Origin of the sequence: Clostridioides sp. ES-S-0049-02, from assembly GCF_020658465.1 — a bacterium.
Lineage (GTDB): Bacteria > Bacillota > Clostridia > Peptostreptococcales > Peptostreptococcaceae > Clostridioides.
Genome location: NZ_JACVWG010000003.1, coordinates 213,593 through 237,965 on the forward strand (window position 1 = coordinate 213,593; position 24,373 = coordinate 237,965).

Sequence of the window (24,373 nt, forward strand, 5' to 3'; positions counted from 1 at the left end):
TTAAAATATGATACGAATTATGGTACAATAAGAATAACTGGTAGCGAGTGCGTGATTTGATATTATTTAAGATTGTAGAACGTGTTAAAAAATTAAATAGACAGAAGGAGATGATGCAATTGTTCAAAAAGAACACCAACAAGATAAAGGTAATGGCTTTAGGTGGACTTAACGAAGTTGGAAAAAATATGACTGTTGTTGAGTATAAAGATGAAATAATTGTTATAGATGCTGGACTTAGTTTTCCAGAAGATGAAATGTTAGGAGTAGATATAGTTATACCAGACATAACTTATTTAGTCAAAAACAGGGATAAAATAAAGGGTATATTTATTACACATGGACATGAAGACCATATAGGAGCTCTTCCATATATACTAAAAAAGATAAATGTTCCTGTATATGGAGCGAGACTTAGTATAGGTCTTATACAAGTAAAATTGAAAGAACATAAGATGAATAATGTTAAGTTAAATGTCATAACTCCAAGACAAGTTATAAAGCTTGATAATATGGAAGTAGAGTTTTTGAAAAATAACCATAGTATACCAGATGCTTACTCTATTGCAGTACACACAGACCAAGGGATAATATACCATACAGGAGACTTTAAGATTGACTTAACTCCAATTGATGGTGATGTTATGGATATGCATAGAATCTGTGAGTTGAGCAAAAAAGGAGTTCTTTTAATGTTGGCAGATAGTACTAATGCAGAAAAACCAGGATTTACTATGTCTGAAAAAACTGTTGGAGTAGGTCTTGATGAGTTATTTGCAAAGGGAAATGGTAGAAGAATTATAGTTGCTACGTTTGCATCTAACATACACAGATTACAACAAATAATAAATACAGCTGAAAAGTTTAATAGGAAGGTTGCTATATCAGGTCGTTCAATGGTAAATGTAGTTGGAGTTGCCAAGGAATTAGGATATTTAGATATTTCTGACGATATGCTAATAGATTTAAATGATATATACAAGCATGAAGATGGCGAGTTAGTGATAATAACGACTGGTTCACAAGGTGAGCCTATGTCAGCTCTTGCTAGAATGGCTTTTTCAGAACACAAAAAAGTAGAAATAAAGAGTGGCGATTTAGTTATAATATCTGCTCATCCAATACCAGGAAATGAAAAATTAATATCAAGAGTAATAAACTTCTTATTTGAAAAAGGAGCAGAAGTAGTATATAGTGATATAGCGGATATACACGTTTCTGGACATGCTTGTCAAGAAGAATTAAAGCTTATACATGCATTAGTTAGACCAAAGTTTTTTATGCCAGCTCATGGTGAATATAGAATGTTAAAAAGACATGCTGAAATAGCTGAACAACTTGGAATGGACAAGGAAAATATTTTTGTCATGCAAACAGGAGATGTTTTAGAGTTAGATAAAAACTCTGCTAAAGTAGCAAATCGTATACAAACAGGAAATATACTAGTTGATGGATTAGGTGTAGGAGATGTAGGTAATATAGTCTTAAGAGATAGAAAGCATTTATCAGAAGATGGTCTTATGATAGTTGTAGTAACTATTTCTAAAGATGAAGGCAAAGTTTTAGCAGGTCCAGATATAATATCTAGAGGCTTTGTGTATGTAAGAGAGTCTGAAGATTTAATGGATGGAGCAAAGGATATAATTAAAAACGTTCTAAACGAGTGTGAAGAGAAAAATATTAAAGAATGGGCTTATTTAAAGAATAACATTAAAGAAAACCTAAAAGAGTATTTATATCAAAAAACTAAGCGAAATCCAATGATACTTCCTATAATAATGGAAGTATAGGATATAAAGTTTATAAAATTGAAAAGTAGACCTCTTGTAATTTTTAAAATGATATCAAAAGATTAAATTGATATCATTTTAAGAATTACAAGAGGTCTTTTTAATATTGAAAAATTCAGATATTACATAAAATACCAATTATAACAATCTTTTATTAGTAAAAACTACTTATATATAAATTTTATTAATAGGAGGATATTTATGGATAATATTTCAAAACAAAATGCTAGAAAAGCTTTAAAACAAACTAAGATGGAAATAGCAGGAGAATATGGAATGAATTATGAAGATGCCTTTGAAATAATAGAAAATGCATCGAATAAAGGTGTTTTAGAAGGTTATTTTAAAAAGCTTGAAAAGAAAAAAAATTTAGGTCAAGGTATATCTAGGCATTTAGAATAAAAAAAGTTAATTGTGAGAAAATAAGTTTAAATAAACTTTAAGAGGTGACATCTATGAAAAAATTAGCTAGTACTGCTTTGGCTATATTACTTGCATTTACTCCTTTGAGTTTTTCTTTTGCAAATAGTAAGGACAATGCTGATGCCAACCAACTAAATATATCTTCAAAATCGGCAATTTTGATGGATGTTGGTAGTGGACAAATTTTATATGAAAAGGATGCTCATAAAAAGCTTCCTCCTGCCAGTGTAACAAAGGTAATGACAATGTTACTTATTGTAGAAGCTTTGGATTCAGGTGATATTAAACTTGATGATGAAGTACAAGTGAGTGAAACTGCATCTAGTATGGGTGGTAGTCAAATATTTTTAGAACCAGGAGAAACTCAAAAGGTTGATACTTTATTAAAAGGTATAGCTGTTGCTTCTGCAAATGATGCCTGTGTAGCTATGGCTGAACACTTGGCTGGAAGTGTTGAAGGGTTTGTTGATAGGATGAATTCTAAAGCAAAGGAGCTAAATATGAATGATACTCATTTTGCAAATACAAATGGACTTCCAGTAGCAAATCACTATACATCTGCTCATGATATAGCTTTAATGTCCAGAGAATTATTAAAACATGAAATGATAAGCAAATACTTAACTACATGGATGGATAAGGTTGTAGTAGGTAAAAAACAAGTTACAGTAGGTCTTGCAAATACTAATAAGCTTATAAAGCATTATCAAGGAGCTACTGGTGTTAAAACTGGATTTACTCAAGAAGCTAAATATTGTCTATCAGCATCAGCAAAAAGAGGTAATACTCATTTAGTTGCGGCGACTTTGGGTGCAGAAACTTCTCCTGAAAGATTTAATGATGCATCTAGTCTTTTAAATTATGGATTTGCAAATTATGAAAGCGTTAAGCTGTGTAGTAAGGGAGATAATATCGCTACACTTACATTAGATAAAGCTGATGAAAATAAAGTCAAATTAGTTGCTAAAGAAGACTTAAATGCTCTTATTAAAAAAGGAAGTTCTAAAAAGTTTGAAAAGAAAATAGAAATAGTAAAAAATCCTAAAATGCCAATTAAAAAAGGTACTGTTTTAGGAAAGATAAAGATATGTAAAGATAAAAAAGTAATAGGTGAAGTAGAATTAATAAATAATAAAGATATAAATAAGGCAAGTTACCTACAAATGCTTCAAAGAATAATTGATAATATGATATAATAACTTGCGATAAGATACAGCTATAATTCACATAAAAAATGCCCGTATAGAAGTACTATATGGGTATTTTTATTTAGTATATTAAAGATTGTTATAAGTATATGCTTACAATGATTATCTAAGTAAAGGCATACTGCCTGTAAGTTTATTTACTTGCTTTTTATTTCCATATATTCCTATACCAAAATACTGTAGTTCATCTTCTTGGACAGTGGCAATTTTTTGTGTGAATTCCTCATAAATATTACAACCTTGTGCAACATCTGAAAAATCTACAACAGTTAATCCTTCAAATTCAGGAGTGTATAATTTTTTACGTAAATTCTTTATAATTTCTTTGTTTCCTTTTAAGATAGGCACAGGTATAGCAACAATTCCTAAATGATTATTACCTGTTTTGTCAACTACATCTGGACCTACTATTTCTGGAGTATATTTACCTAGTGTAACTCCCATTACTGCTGCTGTATTTGATATAATTCCCATTGGTAAATTTTCATCTATTACCATAACACATTTTACATTTTTATTTTCCATTTTTCAATTCTCCTTTTTATCCTCTTTAAAATTATTTTTATCATTGTTTATAAATATATTTTGATATTGTTTAGGTGTAAGACCAATAAAGTTTTTAAAGAAATTTGTAAAGTGACTTTGGTCCACAAAGCCTGTTTGTATAGCAGCATCTATAGGTTCTATTCCATTTTCTAAAAGTTTCTTAGCTTTATTTACTCTTATATTTTCAAGGTATCTATAGGGTGTAATACCTTTTAATTTTGTAAAATTACGAAGTAATGAGTACTTATTCATTTTTGCTAGATAACTTAATTCATCAAGTGCTATGCGTTCAGCATAATTATTTTCTAAATAATCACAGACTATTTGAATTTCTGTATTTATTTTTTCTGAGTTAGATTGTAAAACTGGCTCTGTATATTCATTGATTATTTGTTCAATTAGGAAAAAGAATATTTCTTCTTTTTTAAAATCTAATTGTTCTTCCATAATTATATGATGTAGTTCTTGTAGTAAAGGTACTAATTCACTACGAAATATTACCTGCTGATTGAATTGAGGTAAATAATTTTTCCCTGTAATTTCTAATATAGCTTTTTGCATTATTTCTGGTTTAATATTAATACATCTATAATCAAGAACTTCATTATCTATTTGTTCACAAGTATGACTATCAAAAGGATTAAAAAGTAATAAATCTCCTGTGCTTGTGGTATACTTTTTGTTTTTGCATGATAAATATCTTTGACCTTTTTCTATAAAACCAATCACATAGTGTTCATGAAAATGGTTTGGAAAATTTTGCATAATACCTTTGAATCTATATGCTTCAATTTCTAATTCACTATCAAAACATACTGTGCGTTCTTCTTGTTTCACCTGTACAACCTCCTTTCATAATGTATAAAGTGTAACATATATTTTTTTGTAGTTCTTGTATGATATTGACTAAAAATTAAGAACAACTAAAAAAATGACAACTTAATTTTTTTAGTTGTCAAATTAAATAATATTTATATGTAATTTATTTTGCTAACCAATTAAAACTTCTGCCTTTTTCTTTACAAATAGTTAATGATTAAGTATTTTTTCAGTTACAACAATTTAGTCTAACATGTTCTCATAAGAAGCAAGTTCTTTTATAAATTTTAATACAAGGTTTGTATCTGATTCAACTGTGTATCTAAATTTTAGTTCATTATTTTCTACAGTACTATTCATTTTGTTGTTACCTTCATTTGTAATACACCAATAAGATAACAACAATGTCAGTTTATGTCAATATAATATTGTACTACCAATAAGTGTAATTATTATATTTTTACAGCTAATATGATATAATAATAAAAGTTATAAAGTAAAAAATGAATTTTAATTTTATGCTTATACACACAATTATTATAATATAAAATAATTTTGATTATAAGTTATTTAATTGTTATAATAGTATTAAAAATTTAATTTAGGAGATGTACATTAATGTTAAGTATGAATATAGGAGAAATCGTAGCAAGTTTGGTTGGTATAGCCATGGCAATATCAATACATGAGTTTGGTCATGCATACTCAGCACATTTATTAGGTGATGATACAGCTAAGGCTTATGGAAGAATGACATTAAATCCTGTAAGACATGTCGACCCAATTGGTCTTTTGGCTATGTTTATTCTTAGAATAGGATGGGCAAAGCCAGTCCCAGTAAATCCTAATAATTTTAAAAATTACAAGATAGGCAATTTGATAGTTTCACTTGCAGGTGTTTTCTGTAATGTTCTGACTGCTATAGTCTGTGTCATTATAAATAAATATGTGCACATGTATGCGATAAATACAATAGCTGAATATGTATTCTTATATAGTATGGGATTTGCAGCTTTTAATTTACTGCCTATACCTCCACTTGATGGATGGGGAGTTATATCTACACTTGTTCCATATAAATGGAATGAATATGTATATAAATTTGAAAATATGAGTTATATAATTTTGTTGATTGCTTTATTTACAGGGATATATCAAATAATATTAACACCAATATATACAGTATTACTAAGAATAGTATATTTATTTGTTTAATAAAATAAATAACTTAAAGAGGGATTAATATGAAGTATAATATACAATTACAAGTTTATGAGGGACCATTAGATTTGCTGTATGACTTGATAACTAAACATAAGATAGATATAAAAGATATATCAATTATAGATATAACTAAGCAATATCTTAATTATCTAAAAATGTTAGACAAAATGGATTTAGAGATAACTAGCGAATTTATAACTATGGCATCTAAGCTTTTAGAGATAAAATCTAAATACTTACTTTACAAACAAAAGGATGAAGAAGAAGACCCAAGAATAGAACTTATGGAGAAATTAGAAGAATACAGAAAATTTAAAATAGCATCACAAGATATAAAGGAAAATATAACTTATATTAATGAAAGATTTTATAGAACTAAAGAAGAAATAGTTATTGATGATAATGTAGATTTAGAAGATATATCAATAGAGGCAATAAAAAATATACTTCCATATATATTTAAGGTTAAAACATCACAAATTGAAAATACTAATGATGAAAAATTGGATAAAATAGTGAGAAAAAAGATAATATCTGTGGAAGAAAAAATAGTGTATATAAGAAATGTCATAAAAGAGAAAATAGAAGTTACTTTTACAAATATCATAAAATCATATGAAAATGATGAAATAATTGCTACTTTTTTATCTATATTGGAGCTTATAAAAGAAAAAGAGATAGTAGTGGTACAAGATATATTTTTTGATGATATTTTAATTAGAAAAAGTTCGGAGTGTTAAAATGAAAAGAGAAGATATAAAGTGTATTATAGAATCTATTATGTTTGCATATGGTGACCCAATAAGTATAAAAGAATTAAATTATATAATAAATAAAGAACTTTCATCAAAAGAGATAGAGATTATGTTAAATTTACTTATTGATGAATATAGAGAAAAAAATAGAGGTATTCAAATAATCAAATTGGAAAACAAATATCAAATGTGTACAAATGAAGATTATGCAGAATATATAAAAAAAATTATTGAACCAAAGAAAAAGAAAAGTTTGAGTCAAGCTACACTAGAGACTCTTACTATAATTGCATATAAACAACCAATAACGAAGGTAGAGATAGAAGATATAAGGGGAGTAAAATGTGATAAGGTGCTACAAACTCTATTTGAAAATCAACTTATAAGAGAGGCTGGTAGACTTAATAAAATAGGAAAACCTATAATTTATAAGACAACAGATGAATTTTTAAAGTTGCTAAATATAGAAAGTCTTGAAGAGTTGCCTGCTATAGAAACTTATCAAGAAGCATTAACAAATGAATAAAATGTTATACAAAGAGAATATTAATTTTACAATAGAAATGTTAATTTTAAAATAAAAATATGGAGAACACAGTAATTTAGTTTATAGTTTTAAATTTTTTAGAAGGTTTAAAATACTCTAAGTTATTGTGTTTTTTTGTGTGAATATAAAAAAGTGCTTTTGGTAAAATAAATATGGTTAATTAAGTATAAATAGTAATTTTTTGATGATAATATAAACATGGAGATTAATGAATTACTTAATTTTAAATACTTAATAATAGCAATAATTTTTATAATAAGTATAATTGTATTGTTTTTAATGTCTCATATAAATATCTTATTAATAGCAGATATAAACAATAAAGATGTTTGCTTAAAACTTAATATAAAATACATGTTTGATTTAATAAATATAAATAGACAACTATATCCAGCTGAAAATAGTAACAATAATGATAAAAAAGAGGGGATGAAGAATAATATAGACTCTAGTATATTATTAGCTGATGACCTTTTAAGTATTTATAGACTATTAAAAAAGATAAAAATACATGAATTTTATTCAAACATTGATTTTGGAACTAAAAATGTAAGTTTGACATCTTCTGTGTATGTATTAATAAATACTCTATATGGAAATTTATTTAATATAATTGATGCAGAAAAAATATATCTAAATGTAAATCCAAATTTTACAAAAGATTACTTTTTGGGAAATGTAAGGATACATATAAGGTCAAGAATAAAAGATTTATTTCATTTTATAATAATGGTTAATAAGGTTATGAATAAAAATAAAGGAAATTATAAGGGAGGTGATAGTAATGAGAGCAACAGGTTCGATACAAAGTCTTATGGAAACAACTCTTGAAACTATTAAAGGTTCTATAGATGCAAATACTATTATAGGAGACCCTATAAAAACAGATACTACAGTAGTTGTTCCTATATCAAAAGTAACAATTGGATTTGGTATAGGTGGAGGAGAATATTCAAAAGGATATGATGAGAAAGATAAAAATATTGAAATAAAAAGTGAAAAAGCAGATACAAATTTTGCAGGAGGTAGTGCAGGAGCTATATCTGTACAACCAGTAGCATTTGTAGTAGTTGAAAGTGGAGAAACTAGAATAATGAGTTTAGATAGTAATATTAATCTAGTAGATAATATCTTGTCTATAACTCCTAGAGTATTAGAAAAAATTCAGAATATATCTCAAAATAATAAAAATACAGACAAGAATAATATGTAGTATAAGATTAGAATACTTTTGAAAATAAAATATATCCTTAAGGAAAATAGTGAGATTGATATAAGTCTCACTATTTTATAATGTAATTTAAATGTTTTTTACTTTATACCTAATAATATTTTAGTTTAAAACAATTTAAATGGATAATAAAGTTTATCTATAGTATAATTATAAAAAGAAAAGAAGTATTATATTAGAGATATATAAACATATTGGGGGGATAAGAGGGAGTCCCAATTATTAATTTTGAGGTGAATTTTATGAGTGATAAAGAGTTATCTATTTTGTTGTTGGAAAGTATGAATAACTTTCATAATTTAATAAAGATTATTAATAATGAAAGATATAAAAAAGGTAAAGTACTTACAGAAAGGCAATTTTTTGCTTTAGTAAGTATAAGAAAGCATAATAAAATGGAACTTAAAAATTTAAGTAGAGACTTACATGTATCTACTTCTAGTTTGTGTATATTGCTTAATAAGCTAGTTGAGCAAGACTATGTATATAGAGAAGAAGATAGTAGAGATAGACGAAATACTTTTTATGGAATAACTGAAAGTGGAGAAAAAATACTAGATGATGAAATATTAAAATTTATATCTATAATAAGTGATAAAATGAACTGTTTAGATGTAAAAAACAAAGATAAATTATTTGATTCTTTGGAAGACTCTAGAAATATAATTGAGCAATTATTTTAAAAAGGAGAATTTGATATGCAGATAAAATGTTCTAAAGAAATATTAAAAAGCTTGGATGATGCTATAACTGTAGTTACTGTGTTTGAAGATGAGAATGTTTCTACAATGTTTGATAAATTAAATATTGTAAGTAAAAACTTCAGTGCTAAAGAAAATAACATAGAGATTGTGACATTGCTCGAAAATGAAAATTTAATAGATATTTGTCTAGTTGGTCTTGGTAAGAAAGAATCTTTAGATAAGGAAAAACTTAGAATCATAGGGGGCAATTTATGTAAAAAAATAAAAAGTATATTGAGAAATAAAGTATGTAAAAATAATGATATTAACATAATAAATATTAATTTAGATATAGAAGAGATAGGTGCTTTTTCAGAAGGAATATTGCTTGGAAACTATAAATTTGATAAATATAAGACAAAAAGTAAAGAATTTGAAGAAAGAGAAATAGAGAATATAATTATATTCACTGAAAAAGAAGCAGATTGTCAAATAGAAAAAGCTAGAATACTATCTAATTCAACTATAATAGCTAGAAATCTAGTTAACGAACCATCAAATATAATATACCCAAAGACATTGGCAATAGAGGCAGTTAGACTTGGGGCAGAGTATGGATTTAATGTTGAGATTTATGAAGAAGAAAAAATAAAAGCATTGGGTATGGAAGCTTTTTTTGCTGTATCAAGAGGTTCAGTTAATAAACCAAGATTTATAGTAATGAGATATTTTGGAGATGAAGAGAATTCAGATATACTAGGTCTAGTGGGCAAAGGATTGACTTATGATACTGGTGGATATTCTTTAAAATCAAATGTATCTATGCTAGATATGAAAACAGACATGGCTGGAGCTGCAAGTGTAATAGGAGCTATGTGTGCCATATCTCAGAGTAAATTAAAGAAAAATGTTATAGCAGTAGTAGCTGCATGTGAAAATGCTTTATCGGGAGGTTCATATAAGCCAGGAGATATAATTAACTCTATGGCAAGAAAAACTATCGAAGTTTTAAATACAGATGCAGAAGGTAGACTTACATTAGCCGATGCAATATATTACATTATTAATAATGAAAAAGTAACAAAAGTTGTTGATGTAGCAACATTGACTGGTGCAGCTTTAACATTATTAGGTAATGTTGCAACTCCTGTAGTAACAAATAATGATGATTTTTATTGTGAATTGGAAAAAGCATCTACTTTATCTGGAGAAAGAGTTTGGAAGATGCCTCTTTATGATGAGTTTAAAAATATGGTAAAGGGAGAAGAAGCAGACCTTAAAAATACTGGAGGTAAAAATGCTGGATGCATAACAGCAGGAGCCTTTATTGGAGAATTTGTTGGCAGTACTCCATGGATACATATGGATATAGCAGGTACAAGTACATCATCAAAATCAAAGGGATATAAATCAAAAGGAGCGACAGGAGAGCCTGTTAGGACATTGTATTATTTAGCAGAGGTATAAAATTATATATTACAAAAACTATAGTTTAATGTGTAAAGCCACTTGGATATTTTTAAAACTTAAAAAATATCTAAGTGGCTTTATTTATAAATTTAAACAAATTATTTACTCTTTTTCTTTTTTTCAAGGATAAAGGTATCTATATTGGATAAAAGAGGAAGTATGTACACAATGCTAGTAGCAAAAATAAATATGAAAATGGTAGTTGTATTGTAACTTAAAAAGCTATAGTAATATTGTGAATCAGTAAATGTATTTAGTAAAAATATAAATGAAAAATAAATAAGACAAATTCCAAAATTATCTCTAAATGCATGTCTGTTAACTTTAAATTTTCTTACATCAACCATATAAATATTTGCATATATTATCAAACATTTAGAGAAGATAAATAGAAAATATATGAAGCTAGGAAATTCGTATCCTAAGTTTTTAGAAAAAATAAGTTCTCCAACAGAACAAACTAAACTCCAAGAAAAAAATATGTTAAAAAAATGATACTGTTTAAAAACTAATATAGCTATACATATGTAGATACAAATATGGCTAATTCCAATTGGTAAGGAATTCAAGGTGCTATAATTCCCTGAAGAAATAATTAAAATTTGTTCTAAAGCAACGACTATTACCATTAAGGTACAAAGTATTTTTTCAACTGTGTAACTATAGGGTAAAATATTTTTTGTTAGCTTTGGACAATGATATAGAAATAATCCGAATATAAAAAGACTTACAAACTGTTCACTAGAAAAAAGAAAAATTTTAAACATAGAGCATTCTCTCCTATAATAAATTAATATGTACCTATATAAATATATTCATCCTCTGTCAATTTAATATATAAAAAATTTAATAAAGTTAAGATTTTATATAGAAAATTTAAAGAGATAAAAGTTTTTAAATTTCGTAGTCATAGTGGCCATATTAGAATCGTGTCAAAAAATAAAAATATTTTTATTTATTAAAGTTTTTGGGAATAATAATAACAAATATTAGAACTAATTAACAGTTTTTGTAAGTATTTGACAATAGAGAGGGTGTAACAAATGGGAATAATAGAATCAGCATCAAAGTTAGCTGAGATAGTTCATTTATTAGCAATTGAAAAAGGGATAACAGATATAGAAGCATGGGATGAAGCGATAGAAGAATATAGTAAAATTTATGAAAATAAGAGAGAACAATATAGAAGTTAAAAATAAAATTTTGCTGACAAAAAACTCATTATACTGGATAAAATTTAATTGTTTATGAAAATATCAAATAATATATACAAATAAAATAAAAAATGGTATCTCAATTACAATTTAAAAAATCATTTTGAGATACCATTTAATAGCAAATTTACATAGAAATTAAACATTTCAGACTTTAAATTTATTTTAATAAATATTTAGAGATAGAATGTTTACTTATCTATGTTTTTTATGTAGCCTCTTTTTTCTAGTTTTTTTATATGTTCTTTGCGTATTTCATCAAGATTAATACCATATTGTTCTTCTAGTTTAAACATCATAGTTACACATGTTTGAGCCACGTCCATCAATTCTTTAGCAGTTTTCTTTATAATATCAACTTCATCTAAGTCATTATTTTCTCCACTTAGATTTCTGAATTTGCCTATACATTCAGCTAGTTCGCCTTGCTCTTCACCCATTTTGATAAATGTAGATTCCAGTGTTGGGTCTAAATTATTAAGTTCTGGTAAAGATATAGTTTTTAGTTTCATAAAAAGCTCCTTTCAAATTATATATTTATACTAAAATACTATAACAAAAATAATAATAAAAAGAAACTTTAAATTCAACATAAAAACTCATATATATAATAAAAATATTGAAATAAATCTATATTTGTCTTAATACAGCTTCATATAGGACTTCTCCAATAGGTCTATTAATTACAAGAGATGCAGATTTATCATAAACTGTGTTTGCCTTATTAATAAGAGCAATATATTTACCTTTGTAATAATCTATAAAACTAGCTGCTGGATATACAGCCAATGATGTACCTCCTATAATCAGTAAATCAGCATTACTTATAGCAGAAATTGTCTTAGTAATAACATCACCATCAAGAGCTTCTTCATAAAGCACTACATCAGGTTTTACTATAGAGCCACAATCATCACAATGAGGAATATTACCTCCTAGATTTAGCATAGCTTCTAAATCAAAAAATTTACCACAGTTAGTACAGTAATTTCTATGTACAGAACCATGAAGTTCTAAAACATTCTTACTTCCAGCCATTTGATGAAGTCCATCAATATTTTGAGTTATAACAGCTTTAAGTTTCCCCATTTCTTCTAGCTTTGCCAAAGCTATATGGGCATTATTAGGTCTTGCATTAGGATATATCAGTTTATCTTTGTAGAATTCAAAGAACTCTTCTGGATATTTAACAAAAAAAGTATGTGAAACTAATTGCTCAGCAGTAAATTGTTTGTTGAGTTTTTGACTAAAAAGTCCAGTAGAGCTTCTGAAATCTGGTATATTAGATTCAGTTGAAACACCTGCTCCACCAAAAAATACTATATTATTATGATTAGATATTAAGTCTTTTAGGTTATTTGCATCCATAGTTTACACCTCCAAAATTATTATATATAGATTGTACTACATATTATAAAGTTTATGTTACTTTATTAGATTCTGAGTATCTTCTTAATGTTTTACAAATCAATTTAAAGAGTGGGCATAAATAAAATTATATGAGCTAAAAGAGTTTATATTTTTCAATATATAAATAGATAAATTAAAATCAGAAATGAAAATAAAGAAAGTATAAATAAAATGTATACATAATATAAATAGACAATATTTACTAAAATCATAAGTTGTCGTATAATTATATTAAAATTGTTTTAGTGTTAAAAGAAGGGCGGGGGAAGTAAGTGAAGAAAAAAGCAGCTTTAGCAACATTAGCTGTATTGCCATTAACTATGGTAAATGCACATGCTGATGGAGAAATAGGTATAGTGACTATAAATTATTTAAATGTAAGAAATGAACCAACTGCCGAAAGTAGTATATCTTTTGTTGCTAAAAAAGATGATAAAGTTTTAATAAAAGACTCTTCTAATGGATGGTATAAAATAAAAGCTGAATCTGGACAAGAAGGTTGGGCTTCATCAAAATATATAGCAAAATCTAATGGTGACTTTTTAAGAACATCTACAAATAAAGAAAAACAGGTTACCTCAAATAGTTTAAATATGAGAAATGGAGCAGGAACAAGCTATAGAGTTATAACTGTATTAAAAAAGGGACAAAAAGTAGAAGTAATATCAGAAAGCAATGGCTGGTCAAAAATCAAATATGATGGAAGACTAGGTTATGTATCGAGTTCTTATCTAGGAGATGTATCAAGTTCAACTAATAAATCAAAAACTAAGCAGGTAAATACAACTTCACTAAATGTAAGAAGTGGCCCAAATACAAGCTATGGTGTATTAGGTAAGTTACAAAAAGGAAGTAAGGTAGAAGTAATATCAGAATCTAATGGATGGTCAAAAATAAAGTATAATGGAAAAGATGGATATGTATCTAGTATGTATTTATCAGATACAGGTCAGAGTGATACAAATGATTCTAGCCAAGATACTGATAAAAAAAATACTAATAAATTTGTAAATACAGCCTCTTTAAATGTAAGAAGTGGTCCAGGTTCTACGTATAGTAAACTAGGAAAAGTCTATAAGGGAAGCAAAGTAACTGTAATGTCAGAAAGTAGTGGATGGGCTAAAATTAATTTTAACAATAAAGAAGCATTTGTTGTGGGGAATTATCTAGCTGATTCGACAGATACATCAGATGATAATACAAATAATAATAACTCAAATAACAATTCCAATAATAATGGAAATAATGATTCTACAACGTCAGGACAAGTAAATGGTATGGCAAATATAAGTGGAGCTAAGATTGATTACAAATCTTTAAACTATACACTAGCTTCTCATGTAAGTAAACAAGTTGAGAAAGCAACAGCAGGAGGGAATGTAATAGCTCCAGGTAATAGAAAAAGTACCCCAAGTCCTGAATTTAGTACATTTTCAGCACAAAGAACAAGTTCATTTGTAAATGCTAGTTCAAGTGACATAGAATATTATTTAAATCCTAAAAACTTTACAAATACTACAAAAGGTATGATGCAATTCTTAAAAATTAATAGCTATAGAAGTGGTATATCAGAGTCAAGCTTAAATTCATACCTTAATGGATTATCTTCTAGTGTATTTAAGAATCAAGGAGCCGCATTTATAAACGCTGCTAAGAAGTATAATATAGATGTAGTATATCTAGTATCTCATGCTATGTGGGAAACTGCTTATGGTAAATCTACACTTGCACAAGGTCAGACATTGACTTCTTATAAAGGCCAAGCTCTTAGCAAGCCAGTTAAAGTGTATAATTTTTTTGGAATAGGAGCAATAGATAAAAGTGCCAATGTTTCAGGAGCAGAGGCAGCATATTCTAATGGATGGACTAGTATTGAAGCTACGATAGATGGTTCTGCAAAATGGATATCTCAAAACTATGTAAATAGTTCTAAGTACAATCAAAATACTATTTACAAGATGAAGTGGAATTATGATTATACATGGCACCAATATGCAACTGATGTAAATTGGGCTAATGGAATTTCTGGAATTATGGAAAATTTAATTGGCCTTTATGGTGGTGGAAGTAGTTTAGTCTTTGAGGTACCACAATATAAGTAATACATAAGTAAAAAATATAGACTATGGGTAGTTTTTCATTTTGTTTAAATTATCTGTAGTCTTTTTGTATATAATTTACAAGATATAAATCTTAATATTAGCAAAATTTTTATGCTATAATATTAATTCTAAGTAAATATAAATGAGTAATAGATAGAAATAGAGAAAAAGTGGTAATAATATATATAATGTTAGGAAAGGAGGATATAAATGGAAAGTGTTAAGGAATATTTAGATAAATTAGAAATTAATAACAGCGGTCTTGGAAAGCAACTTAAAGAAGTTTACATAAGTAGAGTAGTTTATTTTAAAGAAAATAAAATTGTTTATTTTTACCTGACATCTAAAGATATTGTTTCACATGAACTTTTAGATAAATTTAGAGAAGAATTGATGTATAAGCTTGATTATTTTAAAGATATAAAGATGAAAATAAGATTTACTGGGTTTGAAAGAAAATCTAACAAAGATGTTATAAAAAAATATTGGAATAATATCTTGTATATATTAAAGTACCTGTGTCCATCCATTGCAGGATGGTATAAGCAAGTTGAATTTCTTTGTTTAGATGAAGAATTAAAAATAAAACTCCCAAAGGGTATATTTTATGAGAGATTAATAAAAAAAAATGTAGTTCATGTACTTAAAACTGTTCTTAGTGAAGAATTGGGATTGGATTTAGATATAACTATTGAAAAAGCTGTTGATGAAAAGGTAAATGTAGAAAGACTTATAAGAATAAATGATAGAGAAATGGAAGAAAAAATTAGAGCATTGGAAATTGGACAAATTAATAAGTGTGAAGAAAATGAAGAAGAAGGCTATGTTATTAAATCAGAAGTTGACGAAAATTTAGTCTATGGAGATAATGCAAATGCTATGATTGAAAATATATCTGGTTTAAATGCCTCTTCTGGAACAGTTGCAGTTGTTGGAGATATATTTGATGTTGAGACTAAAGAACTTAAAAATGGAAAAATACTTATGATAGCATCAATTACAGATTATACTAGTTCAATAAGTTGTAAGCTATTTTTAACAGATACCAATAAAGATGGAGTACTTGAAAATGTTAAAAAAGGAGCTTATTTAAAACTTAAAGGTGACATAGTTTATGATACATATCAAAGAGAAATTAGTATGATGATTAGTGGAATTAGACAAGAAGCTAGACCAGAGAGAAAAGATACTTCAGAAGAAAAAAGGGTGGAGCTTCATGCACATACTCAGATGTCTTCTATGGATGCTATTTGTTCTGTTAAAAAACTTGTAGAACGTGCAGCAAAATGGGGACATCCAGCGGTTGCTATAACAGACCATGGTGTTGTACAGGGATTCCCAGATGCTATGAATGCTGGTAAGGCAAACAACATAAAAATACTTTATGGAGTAGAAGGGTATTTAGTTGAAGATGATTCTCTTATTATAGAAGATGCAAATGATAAAGAACTTTCTCAGACGTTTGTTGTATTTGATATAGAGACTACTGGATTTTCTAATACAAATGATAAAATAACTGAAATTGGTGCTGTAAAAATAGAAAATTTTAAAATTGTAGATAGATTTAGTGAATTAATAAATCCTGAAAAAGATATTTCGTATAAGATACAAGAATTAACAGGAATAACTAATGAATTGATTAAAGATAAGCCAACTATTGAAGAAGTTCTTCCAAGATTTATGGAGTTTGTTGGAGATAGTGTACTAGTTGCACATAATGCGGAGTTTGATACTGGATTTATATCACAAAAGTGTAGAGAACAGGGGATAATGTATAATCACAAAAAAGTAGATACACTTATGTTAGCCAGAGTAATGCTTCCCAAGTTAAAAAGACATAGATTAAATGTTGTTGCTAAAGAGCTTGGCATACCTCTTTTAAACCACCATAGAGCAGTTGATGATGCGGAAGCAACTGCACTTATATTTAATAAATTTTTACAGATGCTTACAGAAAAAGGTGCCAAAACTTTAAGTGATGTGAATAATATTCTTGGAAAAATCGATTATACAAAGCTTAGTACAAATCATATAACTTTGATAGCAAAAAATTCTATAGGTATAAAAAACTTATATAAAATAATTTCAGATGCACATGTAAATCATTTTTTTAGAGCCCCAAGAATCCTTAGAAGTATTTTAAATGAGTATAAGGAAGGTCTCATAATTGGTTCTGCTTGTGAAGCAGGGGTTGTTTTTCAAGCTGTAAAGAAAAATGTATCTGATGAAGAAATGAAAAAAATAATAGATTTATATGATTATATAGAAGTAATGCCTATAGATAACAATAGGTTTATGATTGATAAAGGAGAAGTAAAGGATGAAGAAGAGCTGAGAGAATTAAATAGAAAATTAATTGATACAGCTAAGAGGTTTAATAAAATTCCAGTAGCTACTGGAGATGTGCATTTTTTAGATAAACATGAGGCTGTTTTAAGAAAAGTTCTAAAGTATTCTCAAGGATTTAAGGTAGATGAAGAAGAGACTTATTTACATTTTAGGACAACAGATGAAATGTTGGAGGAGTTTAGTTATCTTGGAGAAGAATTAGCATATGAAGTTGTGGTTGAAAATAGTAATTTGATTGCTGATATGGTTGAAAATATAAAACCTATACCAGATGATACATATCCACCAATTATAGAAGGTTCAGATGTAGAATTAAGGGAAATGTGCTATGAAAAAGCTAAACGGATTTATGGAGAGCCAATACCAGAAATAGTTCAAAAAAGATTGGATAGAGAATTAAATTCAATAATAAGTAATGGATATGCAGTTATGTATATTATAGCTCAAAAACTAGTTGCAAAATCTCTTTCAGATGGGTATTTGGTTGGTTCAAGAGGTTCTGTTGGTTCATCATTTGCAGCTACTATGAGTGATATAACAGAAGTTAATCCTCTACCAGCTCACTATATTTGTGAAAATGAAGATTGTAAATATTCCTTTTTTTATGAAATAGGTGAATGGGGGTCAGGTGTTGACTTGCCAGATAAGGATTGTCCAAAATGTGGAAGAAAACTTGCTAAAAATGGTCATGACATTCCGTTTGAGGTTTTCTTAGGTTTTGAAGGAGATAAAGAACCAGATATAGACCTAAATTTCTCAGGAAATTATCAGCCAACAATCCACAAATACACCGAAGAATTATTTGGAGAGGGATATGTATATAGAGCAGGAACTATAGGTACAGTAGCAGAAAAAACAGCTTTTGGATATGCAAGAAAATATGTAGAAGAAAATAATATAAGTGTACCAAATGCAGAGGTTCTTAGACTTTCAAATGGGTGTACTGGCGTAAAAAGAACCTCAGGACAGCATCCTGGTGGAGTTATGGTTATACCAGACTATAAAGATGTATATGATTTTACACCTATACAATATCCAGCAAATGATACTTCTTGTGGCGTTATAACTACTCACTTTGATTATCATTCAATAAGTGGTAGGATACTTAAACTTGATATACTTGGACACGACGGTCCTACTATCATAAGAATGCTTGAAGATATTACTGGAATAAATATAACTGAAATTCCTCTAGATGATGAAGAGACTATGTCTTTATTTACATCTACAGAAGCGTTAGGAGTTACACCAGAAGAGATAAATTGTCCTATAGGATGTCTTGCTGTACCTGAATTTGGAACTAAGTTTGTACGACAAATGCTCCTTGATACAAAACCTACTACATTTGCAGAGCTCGTACGTATATCTGGTCTTTCTCATGGTACAGATGTTTGGGTAAATAACGCACAAGATTTAGTTAGAGAAGATATAGTGGGATTAAAAGATGTTATATCTACACGAGATGACATAATGAACTACTTAATATTTAAAGGCTTACCTCCTAAGATGAGTTTTACAATAATGGAGAGTGTAAGAAAAGGGAAAGGTTTAAAACCAGAACATATTGAAGAAATGAAGAAAAATAATGTTCCAGAATGGTATATAGGTTCGTGTAAAAAGATTAAATATATGTTCCCTAAAGCACATGCTGTTGCTTATGTTATGACCTCATTTAGAATTGCATATTGTAAAGTACATTACCCAGAAGCCTTTTATGCAACTTACTTTACTACAAAGGTGGAAGATTTTGATGCAGATTTAATTGTTAAAGGTTTGGATACTATAAAATCAAAAATAAATGAGATTGAAGCATTGGGAAATGATGCAACTACAAAGGAAAAAGGTATGTTGACCGTATTAGAAGTTGCACTTGAAATGTATGCAAGGGGGATAAGGCTGTTACCAGTTGATATATATAAATCGGATGCAAGTGACTTTATAGTTGTTGGAGAAAAAACATTACTTCCACCAATGGCAGCAATACAAGGTCTTGGAGGAAATGCAGCTTTAAATATTCAAAATGAAAGAAAAAATGGTGAGTTTATATCAAAAGAAGATTTAAGAAAGAGAGCAAAAGTATCAAAAACAGTAATAGAAACACTTACTAATCATGGCTCACTTGAAAATATGAGTGATGAAAACCAATTGTCACTGTTTTAGGTTAGTTCAAAAAGTTGCAAATAAAAGAATTTTATGATATCATAGTATAGAAAATAGTATACTTTGCAGAAACTAAGAGTGAGACAGCTGTTCTCACTCTTTTATTTTAAATATATTATTAAGAACTATTTTAAATTTATTAAATACATTTAATTTAAAAATTATTTAATAAATTTAAAATAGTCATTTACAATTGAATAGGAGGTAATTTAATGAAAAAAGATTTAGAAGTAGCAATTGAAGAAATTGTAACTAAAATAACGGATGAACATGGATTTGAAATGGTTGATGTTGAATATGTAAAAGAAGCGGGAGAATACTACTTAAGAGTATACATAGATAAAGAAGAAGGAATATCTTTAAACGAATGTGAATTAGTTAGTAGAGAACTAAGCCCAATATTAGACGAAAAAGACCCTATAAAAGAGAATTATTTCTTAGAAGTATCTTCTCCAGGGCTTGATAAAGCACTAAAAAAAGACAGAGATTTTGCTAGATACCAAGGTAGAGATGTAGATTTAAAATTATATAAACCATTAAATGGATGTAAACAATTTGAAGGTGAACTTGTAGGATTAACAGAAGACAATAATATAAAAATCATTATAAATGGTGAAGAAATGGAATTTAATAGAAAAGATGTTGCTATTGTTAGATTAGCAATAAAGTTTTAGTGGTATATTAAATAGGGAGGAAATAAAAAATGAATCATGAATTTATGGAAGCACTAAATGAATTAGTAGTTGATAGAGGTATAGATAAAGAAATACTTATAGATACTATAGAGCAAGCTCTTTTAACTGCATACAAAAAAAACTTTGGTTCAGCACAAAATGTTAGAGTTGAGTTTGATAGAGACAAAGGCGATATAAAGGTATTTTCTCAAAGAGTAGTTGTCGATGAATCAGACTTGTATGATACTTTCTTAGAAATAGAGTTAGCAGATGCTAGAGAAATAAACCCTAATTATGAACTGGGTGATATTATAGAGCATGAAGTTACACCTAAAAACTTTGGAAGAATTGCAGCTCAGACAGCAAAACAAGTAGTTGTTCAAAGAATAAGAGAAGCTGAGAGAGAAATAGTGTATAATGAATTTATAGAAAAAGAAAATGAAATAGTTACAGGAGAGGTTGCTAGAGCAAATAAAAATATTGTTTATGTAAATCTTGGAAGAATAGAAGGGATAATGACTCAAAGTGAACAAATCCCATTTGAAAATTATAAAGCAGGTCAAAAAATAAAATTCTATATACTTGAAGTTAAAAAGACTAACAAAGGACCTCAAATAGTTGTATCAAGAAGTCATCCAGGTCTAGTAAAGAGATTATTTGAAGAAGAAGTTCCTGAAATATATGAGGGTATAGTTCAAATAAAATCAGTAGCAAGAGAAGCTGGGTCAAGAACTAAAATGGCAGTAAGATCTATAGATGAAAAAATAGACCCAATTGGAGCTTGTGTAGGTCCAAAAGGACTTAGAGTAAAAAATATAGTGGATGAACTTGGTGATGAAAAAATAGATATAATAAAATATAGTGAAAATCCAGCAGAGTTTATATCAGCAGCACTTAGCCCATCAAAAGTTGTTAAAGTAGATATAAATGAAGATGAAAAATCTGCCTTAGTTATTGTTCCAGATTATCAGCTATCACTTGCTATAGGTAAAGAAGGCCAAAATGCAAGACTTGCAGCAAAATTGACAAACTGGAAGATAGATATTAAGAGCGAATCTCAAGCAGAGCAAGAAATGATAAATCTTGAAAATTCCAAAGAAATAGAAGATGAGGGTATTAAAGCTGAATTTATCAATCAAGATGAGTTAGATATCTCAGATGATAATTTCAAAGAAGAAGAGTAAGGAGGGATGGCTTTGAAAAAAGTAAAAAAAGTGCCTCAAAGAAAATGCATAGCGTGTCAAGATAGAGACTCTAAAAAAGAGCTTATAAGAATAGTTAAAAATAAAGAAGGAAAAATATTTTTAGACCCAACAGGAAGAGCTAATGGAAGAGGAGCATATGTGTGCAAAAGCTCTGAATGTCTAAAAAAAGCTATAAAAAGCAAAGCATTAAATAAAGCTTTTAAAATTGATGTTCCTGATGAAGTCTATGATAATCTACTTATGGAGTTAGAAGAATATGAAAAATAATAAAGAAAAGATACACTCGTTCTTAGGACTCGCAACTCGTGCAGGGAAAATAGTGTCTGGTGATGATTCAACTTTGCTTGACTTAAAAAAAGGAAAAGTAAAATTAATTTTAATTGCAGAAGATGCATCAAATAACACAAAAAAACTTTTTAAAGATAAATCAACTTTTAGAAATATTCCATATCTATTTTTTTCAACAAAAGATGAAATAGGATTTGCAATAGGAAAATCTCCAAGAGCAGTCATAGGAATAAAAGATGAAAATTTTGCTAAAAAGATAATTGAACTAATAGAAATTTAAAATAAAATAGGGGGTGATCTTGTGTCAAAAACAAGAGTATACCAAATAGCAGAAAAATTAAATATATCAAATGAAGAGCTTATAAATAAGTTAGCTGAATTAGATATTAATGTAACTGACAAAGATTCAGTATTAGAAGGTGAAGCGTTAGAATTAGCACTTGAAGTGTTAAGTGAAGATTCATCTCAAGAAAATGGAAATATTATAGAAATAGATGGACAGTTGACAGTACAAGTATTGGCAACTAAATTAGATAAATCTCCATCAGAAATAATTATGAAGCTTATGAAAATGGGAACTATGGCAACAATAAATCAAGAGATAAATTTTGAGATTGCTGCTTTAGCTGCCAAAGACTATGGATTTGAATTAACAGTAGCAGAAAGTGATGATACAGAAGCTTTAGAAATAGAAGCTTTAATGGAAATTGAAGAAGATAATGAAGAGGATTTAAAACCTAGACCACCAGTTGTTACAGTTATGGGACATGTTGACCATGGTAAAACATCTTTACTAGATGCAATAAGAAAAACTGATGTAATTTCAGGTGAAGCTGGAGGAATAACTCAGCATATAGGTGCTTCAGAAGTTAAAATTAATGGACAAAAAATAGTCTTTTTAGATACACCAGGGCATGAGGCTTTCACATCAATGAGAGCAAGAGGAGCACAAGTTACAGATATAGCAATATTAGTTGTTGCAGCAGATGATGGTATAATGCCTCAAACAGTAGAAGCAATAAACCATGTTAAAGCAGCAGGAGTACCTTTAATAGTTGCTATAAATAAAATAGATAAACCAGGTGCAAACCCAGATAAAGTTAAACAAGAATTAGCAGACCAGGGATTATTAGTTGAAGACTGGGGTGGAGAAGTAATAGCAGTTCCAGTATCAGCTAAGAAAAAAGAAGGAATAGATACACTTTTAGAAATGGTATTGTTGGTTGCTGAAATAGAAGAATTAAGAGCCAATCCAAATAAAAGAGCAGTAGGAACTGTTATAGAAGCTGAGCTTGATAAGGGAAGAGGTCCAGTTGCAACAGTACTTGTTCAGGGTGGTACTCTAACAGTAGGTGATCCAATTGTTGCAGGTGTTGCATGTGGTAAAGTTAGAGCAATGATAAATGCAAAAGGAAAAAGAGTAAAAACAGCAGGTCCATCTACAGCAGTGGAAATATTAGGGCTATCAGAAGTTCCACAAGGTGGAGACCAATTTGTTGAGGTTCCAACAGATAAAATTGCTAGAAGTGTAGCAGCAAGAAGACAACAATTATTTAGAGATGAGATGTTAAAATCAACTCAAAGATTATCACTAGATGCTTTATTTAGTCAAATGAGTGAAGGTGCTATAAAAGACCTTAACATAGTTATAAAAGCAGATGTACAAGGTTCAGTACAAGCAGTTAAACAATCTTTAGAAAAATTATCAAATGAAGAAGTACAGGTTAAAGTAATACATGGAGGTGTTGGAGCTGTAACAGAATCAGATATATTACTTGCAGCAGCCTCTAATGCAATAATAATAGGATTCAATGTAAGACCAGTTCCAGGTGCAGAATCTCTAGGAGAGAAGGAAAATGTTGATATAAGAACATATACTATAATATACAAAGCTATAGAAGATATACAAGCTGCTATGACTGGTATGTTAGACCCTGAATATGTTGATGAAGAAACAGGAAAAGCTGAAATAAGAGAAATATATAAAATATCTGGTATTGGAACAGTAGCTGGATGTTATGTAACTAATGGTAAAATATTTAGAAACTGTAAAATAAGATTAGTTAGAGATAGTATAATAATACATGAAGGTGAACTGGCAGCACTTAAGAGATTTAAAGATGATGTAAAAGAAGTTAATTCTGGATACGAATGTGGTATGAGTTTTGTAAATTATAATGACATAAAAGAAGGCGACATAGTAGAAGCTTATATAACTAAAGAAGTAGAAAGAAAATTATAAATTCGTATCAAAGAAAATCAGTTAGTAAAGAAG

General features: G+C 28.4%; 22 protein-coding genes. 18 read left to right on the forward strand and 4 right to left on the reverse strand.

The genetic code is table 11. From position 1 onward, the window contains the following. Positions 1-113: 113 nt before the first annotated feature. From IC213_RS09780 to IC213_RS09790, 3 genes are all read left to right on the forward strand, one after another. On the forward strand, positions 114-1,790 hold the full coding sequence (locus IC213_RS09780; protein WP_227434198.1) for a ribonuclease J: 1,677 nt from the start codon (positions 114-116) through the stop codon (positions 1,788-1,790). Positions 1,791-1,991: 201 nt separating this feature from the next. After that, a complete protein-coding gene (locus IC213_RS09785; protein WP_227434199.1) occupies positions 1,992-2,192 on the forward strand; it encodes a CD1290 family small acid-soluble spore protein in 201 nt (66 codons plus the stop codon). Between the two features lie 53 nt (positions 2,193-2,245). Continuing rightward, positions 2,246-3,409 (forward strand): D-alanyl-D-alanine carboxypeptidase family protein, encoded by a 1,164-nt coding sequence (locus IC213_RS09790; RefSeq protein WP_227434200.1) that lies wholly within the window; start codon positions 2,246-2,248, stop codon positions 3,407-3,409. Positions 3,410-3,523: 114 nt separating this feature from the next. On the opposite strand, the gene IC213_RS09795 is transcribed toward IC213_RS09790, so the two are convergent. Together IC213_RS09795 and IC213_RS09800 are read right to left on the reverse strand one after the other, a co-directional pair. Then, a complete protein-coding gene (locus tag IC213_RS09795) occupies positions 3,524-3,946 on the reverse strand; it encodes a DUF2000 domain-containing protein (protein WP_227434201.1) in 423 nt (140 codons plus the stop codon). Between the two features lie 3 nt (positions 3,947-3,949). Next, positions 3,950-4,804 carry an AraC family ligand binding domain-containing protein gene (locus IC213_RS09800; protein ID WP_227482244.1) on the reverse strand — a complete coding sequence of 285 codons (855 nt, stop codon included), beginning with the start codon at positions 4,802-4,804 and terminating at the stop codon, positions 3,950-3,952. 600 nt (positions 4,805-5,404) lie between these two features. Here IC213_RS09800 and IC213_RS09805 point away from each other — a divergent pair. From IC213_RS09805 to IC213_RS09845, 8 genes are all read left to right on the forward strand, one after another. After that, positions 5,405-6,001 (forward strand): site-2 protease family protein, encoded by a 597-nt coding sequence (locus IC213_RS09805; RefSeq protein ID WP_227434204.1) that lies wholly within the window; start codon positions 5,405-5,407, stop codon positions 5,999-6,001. Between the two features lie 29 nt (positions 6,002-6,030). Continuing rightward, on the forward strand, positions 6,031-6,750 hold the full coding sequence (locus tag IC213_RS09810; RefSeq protein WP_227434205.1) for a segregation and condensation protein A: 720 nt from the start codon (positions 6,031-6,033) through the stop codon (positions 6,748-6,750). A 1-nt stretch (position 6,751) separates the two neighbouring features. Continuing rightward, positions 6,752-7,291, forward strand: coding sequence for an SMC-Scp complex subunit ScpB (scpB, locus tag IC213_RS09815; protein ID WP_227434206.1), 540 nt, complete (start codon positions 6,752-6,754; stop codon positions 7,289-7,291). 219 nt (positions 7,292-7,510) lie between these two features. Then, positions 7,511-8,143, forward strand: coding sequence for a DUF2953 domain-containing protein (locus IC213_RS09820; protein WP_227434207.1), 633 nt, complete (start codon positions 7,511-7,513; stop codon positions 8,141-8,143). After that, positions 8,097-8,525 (forward strand): GerW family sporulation protein, encoded by a 429-nt coding sequence (gene ytfJ / locus IC213_RS09825; protein ID WP_227434208.1) that lies wholly within the window; start codon positions 8,097-8,099, stop codon positions 8,523-8,525. The genes IC213_RS09820 and ytfJ overlap by 47 nt, the downstream gene beginning before the upstream one ends. A gap of 260 nt (positions 8,526-8,785) precedes the next feature. After that, positions 8,786-9,226 carry a MarR family winged helix-turn-helix transcriptional regulator gene (locus IC213_RS09830; protein WP_227434209.1) on the forward strand — a complete coding sequence of 147 codons (441 nt, stop codon included), beginning with the start codon at positions 8,786-8,788 and terminating at the stop codon, positions 9,224-9,226. A 15-nt stretch (positions 9,227-9,241) separates the two neighbouring features. Further along, on the forward strand, positions 9,242-10,693 hold the full coding sequence (locus IC213_RS09835) for a leucyl aminopeptidase (RefSeq protein ID WP_227863039.1): 1,452 nt from the start codon (positions 9,242-9,244) through the stop codon (positions 10,691-10,693). A gap of 1,046 nt (positions 10,694-11,739) precedes the next feature. Then, positions 11,740-11,889 (forward strand): hypothetical protein, encoded by a 150-nt coding sequence (locus IC213_RS09845; protein WP_227434212.1) that lies wholly within the window; start codon positions 11,740-11,742, stop codon positions 11,887-11,889. Positions 11,890-12,101: 212 nt separating this feature from the next. Here IC213_RS09845 and IC213_RS09850 read toward each other — a convergent pair whose 3' ends face one another. Continuing rightward, positions 12,102-12,422, reverse strand: a complete 321-nt coding sequence (locus IC213_RS09850) for a MazG-like family protein (RefSeq protein WP_009905401.1) — start codon at positions 12,420-12,422, stop codon at positions 12,102-12,104. 118 nt (positions 12,423-12,540) lie between these two features. Beyond that, positions 12,541-13,278 (reverse strand): NAD-dependent protein deacylase, encoded by a 738-nt coding sequence (locus IC213_RS09855; protein ID WP_227823660.1) that lies wholly within the window; start codon positions 13,276-13,278, stop codon positions 12,541-12,543. 314 nt (positions 13,279-13,592) lie between these two features. Between IC213_RS09855 and IC213_RS09860 the strand changes: the two genes are divergently transcribed. The 7 genes from IC213_RS09860 to infB all read left to right on the forward strand — a co-directional run bounded on the left by IC213_RS09860 (position 13,593) and on the right by infB (position 24,340). Next, positions 13,593-15,422, forward strand: a complete 1,830-nt coding sequence (locus tag IC213_RS09860; RefSeq protein WP_227863040.1) for an SH3 domain-containing protein — start codon at positions 13,593-13,595, stop codon at positions 15,420-15,422. A 210-nt stretch (positions 15,423-15,632) separates the two neighbouring features. Then, on the forward strand, positions 15,633-19,931 hold the full coding sequence (locus IC213_RS09865) for a PolC-type DNA polymerase III (RefSeq protein WP_227834641.1): 4,299 nt from the start codon (positions 15,633-15,635) through the stop codon (positions 19,929-19,931). Positions 19,932-20,143: 212 nt separating this feature from the next. Then, positions 20,144-20,605: a ribosome maturation factor RimP gene (gene rimP / locus IC213_RS09870; RefSeq protein WP_227434216.1), complete on the forward strand. Its 462-nt coding sequence runs from the start codon at positions 20,144-20,146 to the stop codon at positions 20,603-20,605. Between the two features lie 29 nt (positions 20,606-20,634). Beyond that, on the forward strand, positions 20,635-21,789 hold the full coding sequence (gene nusA / locus IC213_RS09875; RefSeq protein WP_227434217.1) for a transcription termination factor NusA: 1,155 nt from the start codon (positions 20,635-20,637) through the stop codon (positions 21,787-21,789). 6 nt (positions 21,790-21,795) lie between these two features. After that, positions 21,796-22,077: an RNase P modulator RnpM gene (gene rnpM / locus IC213_RS09880; protein ID WP_227434218.1), complete on the forward strand. Its 282-nt coding sequence runs from the start codon at positions 21,796-21,798 to the stop codon at positions 22,075-22,077. Further along, positions 22,067-22,378: a ribosomal L7Ae/L30e/S12e/Gadd45 family protein gene (locus tag IC213_RS09885; RefSeq protein ID WP_227863041.1), complete on the forward strand. Its 312-nt coding sequence runs from the start codon at positions 22,067-22,069 to the stop codon at positions 22,376-22,378. The genes rnpM and IC213_RS09885 overlap by 11 nt, the downstream gene beginning before the upstream one ends. A 21-nt stretch (positions 22,379-22,399) precedes the next feature. Further along, positions 22,400-24,340 carry a translation initiation factor IF-2 gene (gene infB, locus IC213_RS09890; RefSeq protein WP_227434220.1) on the forward strand — a complete coding sequence of 647 codons (1,941 nt, stop codon included), beginning with the start codon at positions 22,400-22,402 and terminating at the stop codon, positions 24,338-24,340. The last annotated feature ends 33 nt before the right edge of the window (positions 24,341-24,373 follow it).

What these genes read in the sequence shown, in the direction of transcription:
- IC213_RS09780 (WP_227434198.1), top strand. Translation starts at nt 114, where the DNA reads ATGCAATTGTTCAAAAAGAACACCAACAAGATAAAGGTAATGGCTTTA.
- IC213_RS09785 (WP_227434199.1), top strand. Translation starts at nt 1,992, where the DNA reads ATGGATAATATTTCAAAACAAAATGCTAGAAAAGCTTTAAAACAAACT.
- IC213_RS09790 (WP_227434200.1), top strand. Translation starts at nt 2,246, where the DNA reads ATGAAAAAATTAGCTAGTACTGCTTTGGCTATATTACTTGCATTTACT.
- IC213_RS09795 (WP_227434201.1), bottom strand. Translation starts at nt 3,946, where the DNA reads ATGGAAAATAAAAATGTAAAATGTGTTATGGTAATAGATGAAAATTTA.
- IC213_RS09805 (WP_227434204.1), top strand. Translation starts at nt 5,405, where the DNA reads ATGTTAAGTATGAATATAGGAGAAATCGTAGCAAGTTTGGTTGGTATA.
- IC213_RS09810 (WP_227434205.1), top strand. Translation starts at nt 6,031, where the DNA reads ATGAAGTATAATATACAATTACAAGTTTATGAGGGACCATTAGATTTG.
- scpB (WP_227434206.1), top strand. Translation starts at nt 6,752, where the DNA reads ATGAAAAGAGAAGATATAAAGTGTATTATAGAATCTATTATGTTTGCA.
- IC213_RS09820 (WP_227434207.1), top strand. Translation starts at nt 7,511, where the DNA reads ATGGAGATTAATGAATTACTTAATTTTAAATACTTAATAATAGCAATA.
- ytfJ (WP_227434208.1), top strand. Translation starts at nt 8,097, where the DNA reads ATGAGAGCAACAGGTTCGATACAAAGTCTTATGGAAACAACTCTTGAA.
- IC213_RS09830 (WP_227434209.1), top strand. Translation starts at nt 8,786, where the DNA reads ATGAGTGATAAAGAGTTATCTATTTTGTTGTTGGAAAGTATGAATAAC.
- IC213_RS09835 (WP_227863039.1), top strand. Translation starts at nt 9,242, where the DNA reads ATGCAGATAAAATGTTCTAAAGAAATATTAAAAAGCTTGGATGATGCT.
- IC213_RS09845 (WP_227434212.1), top strand. Translation starts at nt 11,740, where the DNA reads ATGGGAATAATAGAATCAGCATCAAAGTTAGCTGAGATAGTTCATTTA.
- IC213_RS09850 (WP_009905401.1), bottom strand. Translation starts at nt 12,422, where the DNA reads ATGAAACTAAAAACTATATCTTTACCAGAACTTAATAATTTAGACCCA.
- IC213_RS09855 (WP_227823660.1), bottom strand. Translation starts at nt 13,278, where the DNA reads ATGGATGCAAATAACCTAAAAGACTTAATATCTAATCATAATAATATA.
- IC213_RS09865 (WP_227834641.1), top strand. Translation starts at nt 15,633, where the DNA reads ATGGAAAGTGTTAAGGAATATTTAGATAAATTAGAAATTAATAACAGC.
- rimP (WP_227434216.1), top strand. Translation starts at nt 20,144, where the DNA reads ATGAAAAAAGATTTAGAAGTAGCAATTGAAGAAATTGTAACTAAAATA.
- nusA (WP_227434217.1), top strand. Translation starts at nt 20,635, where the DNA reads ATGAATCATGAATTTATGGAAGCACTAAATGAATTAGTAGTTGATAGA.
- rnpM (WP_227434218.1), top strand. Translation starts at nt 21,796, where the DNA reads ATGGCTTTGAAAAAAGTAAAAAAAGTGCCTCAAAGAAAATGCATAGCG.
- IC213_RS09885 (WP_227863041.1), top strand. Translation starts at nt 22,067, where the DNA reads ATGAAAAATAATAAAGAAAAGATACACTCGTTCTTAGGACTCGCAACT.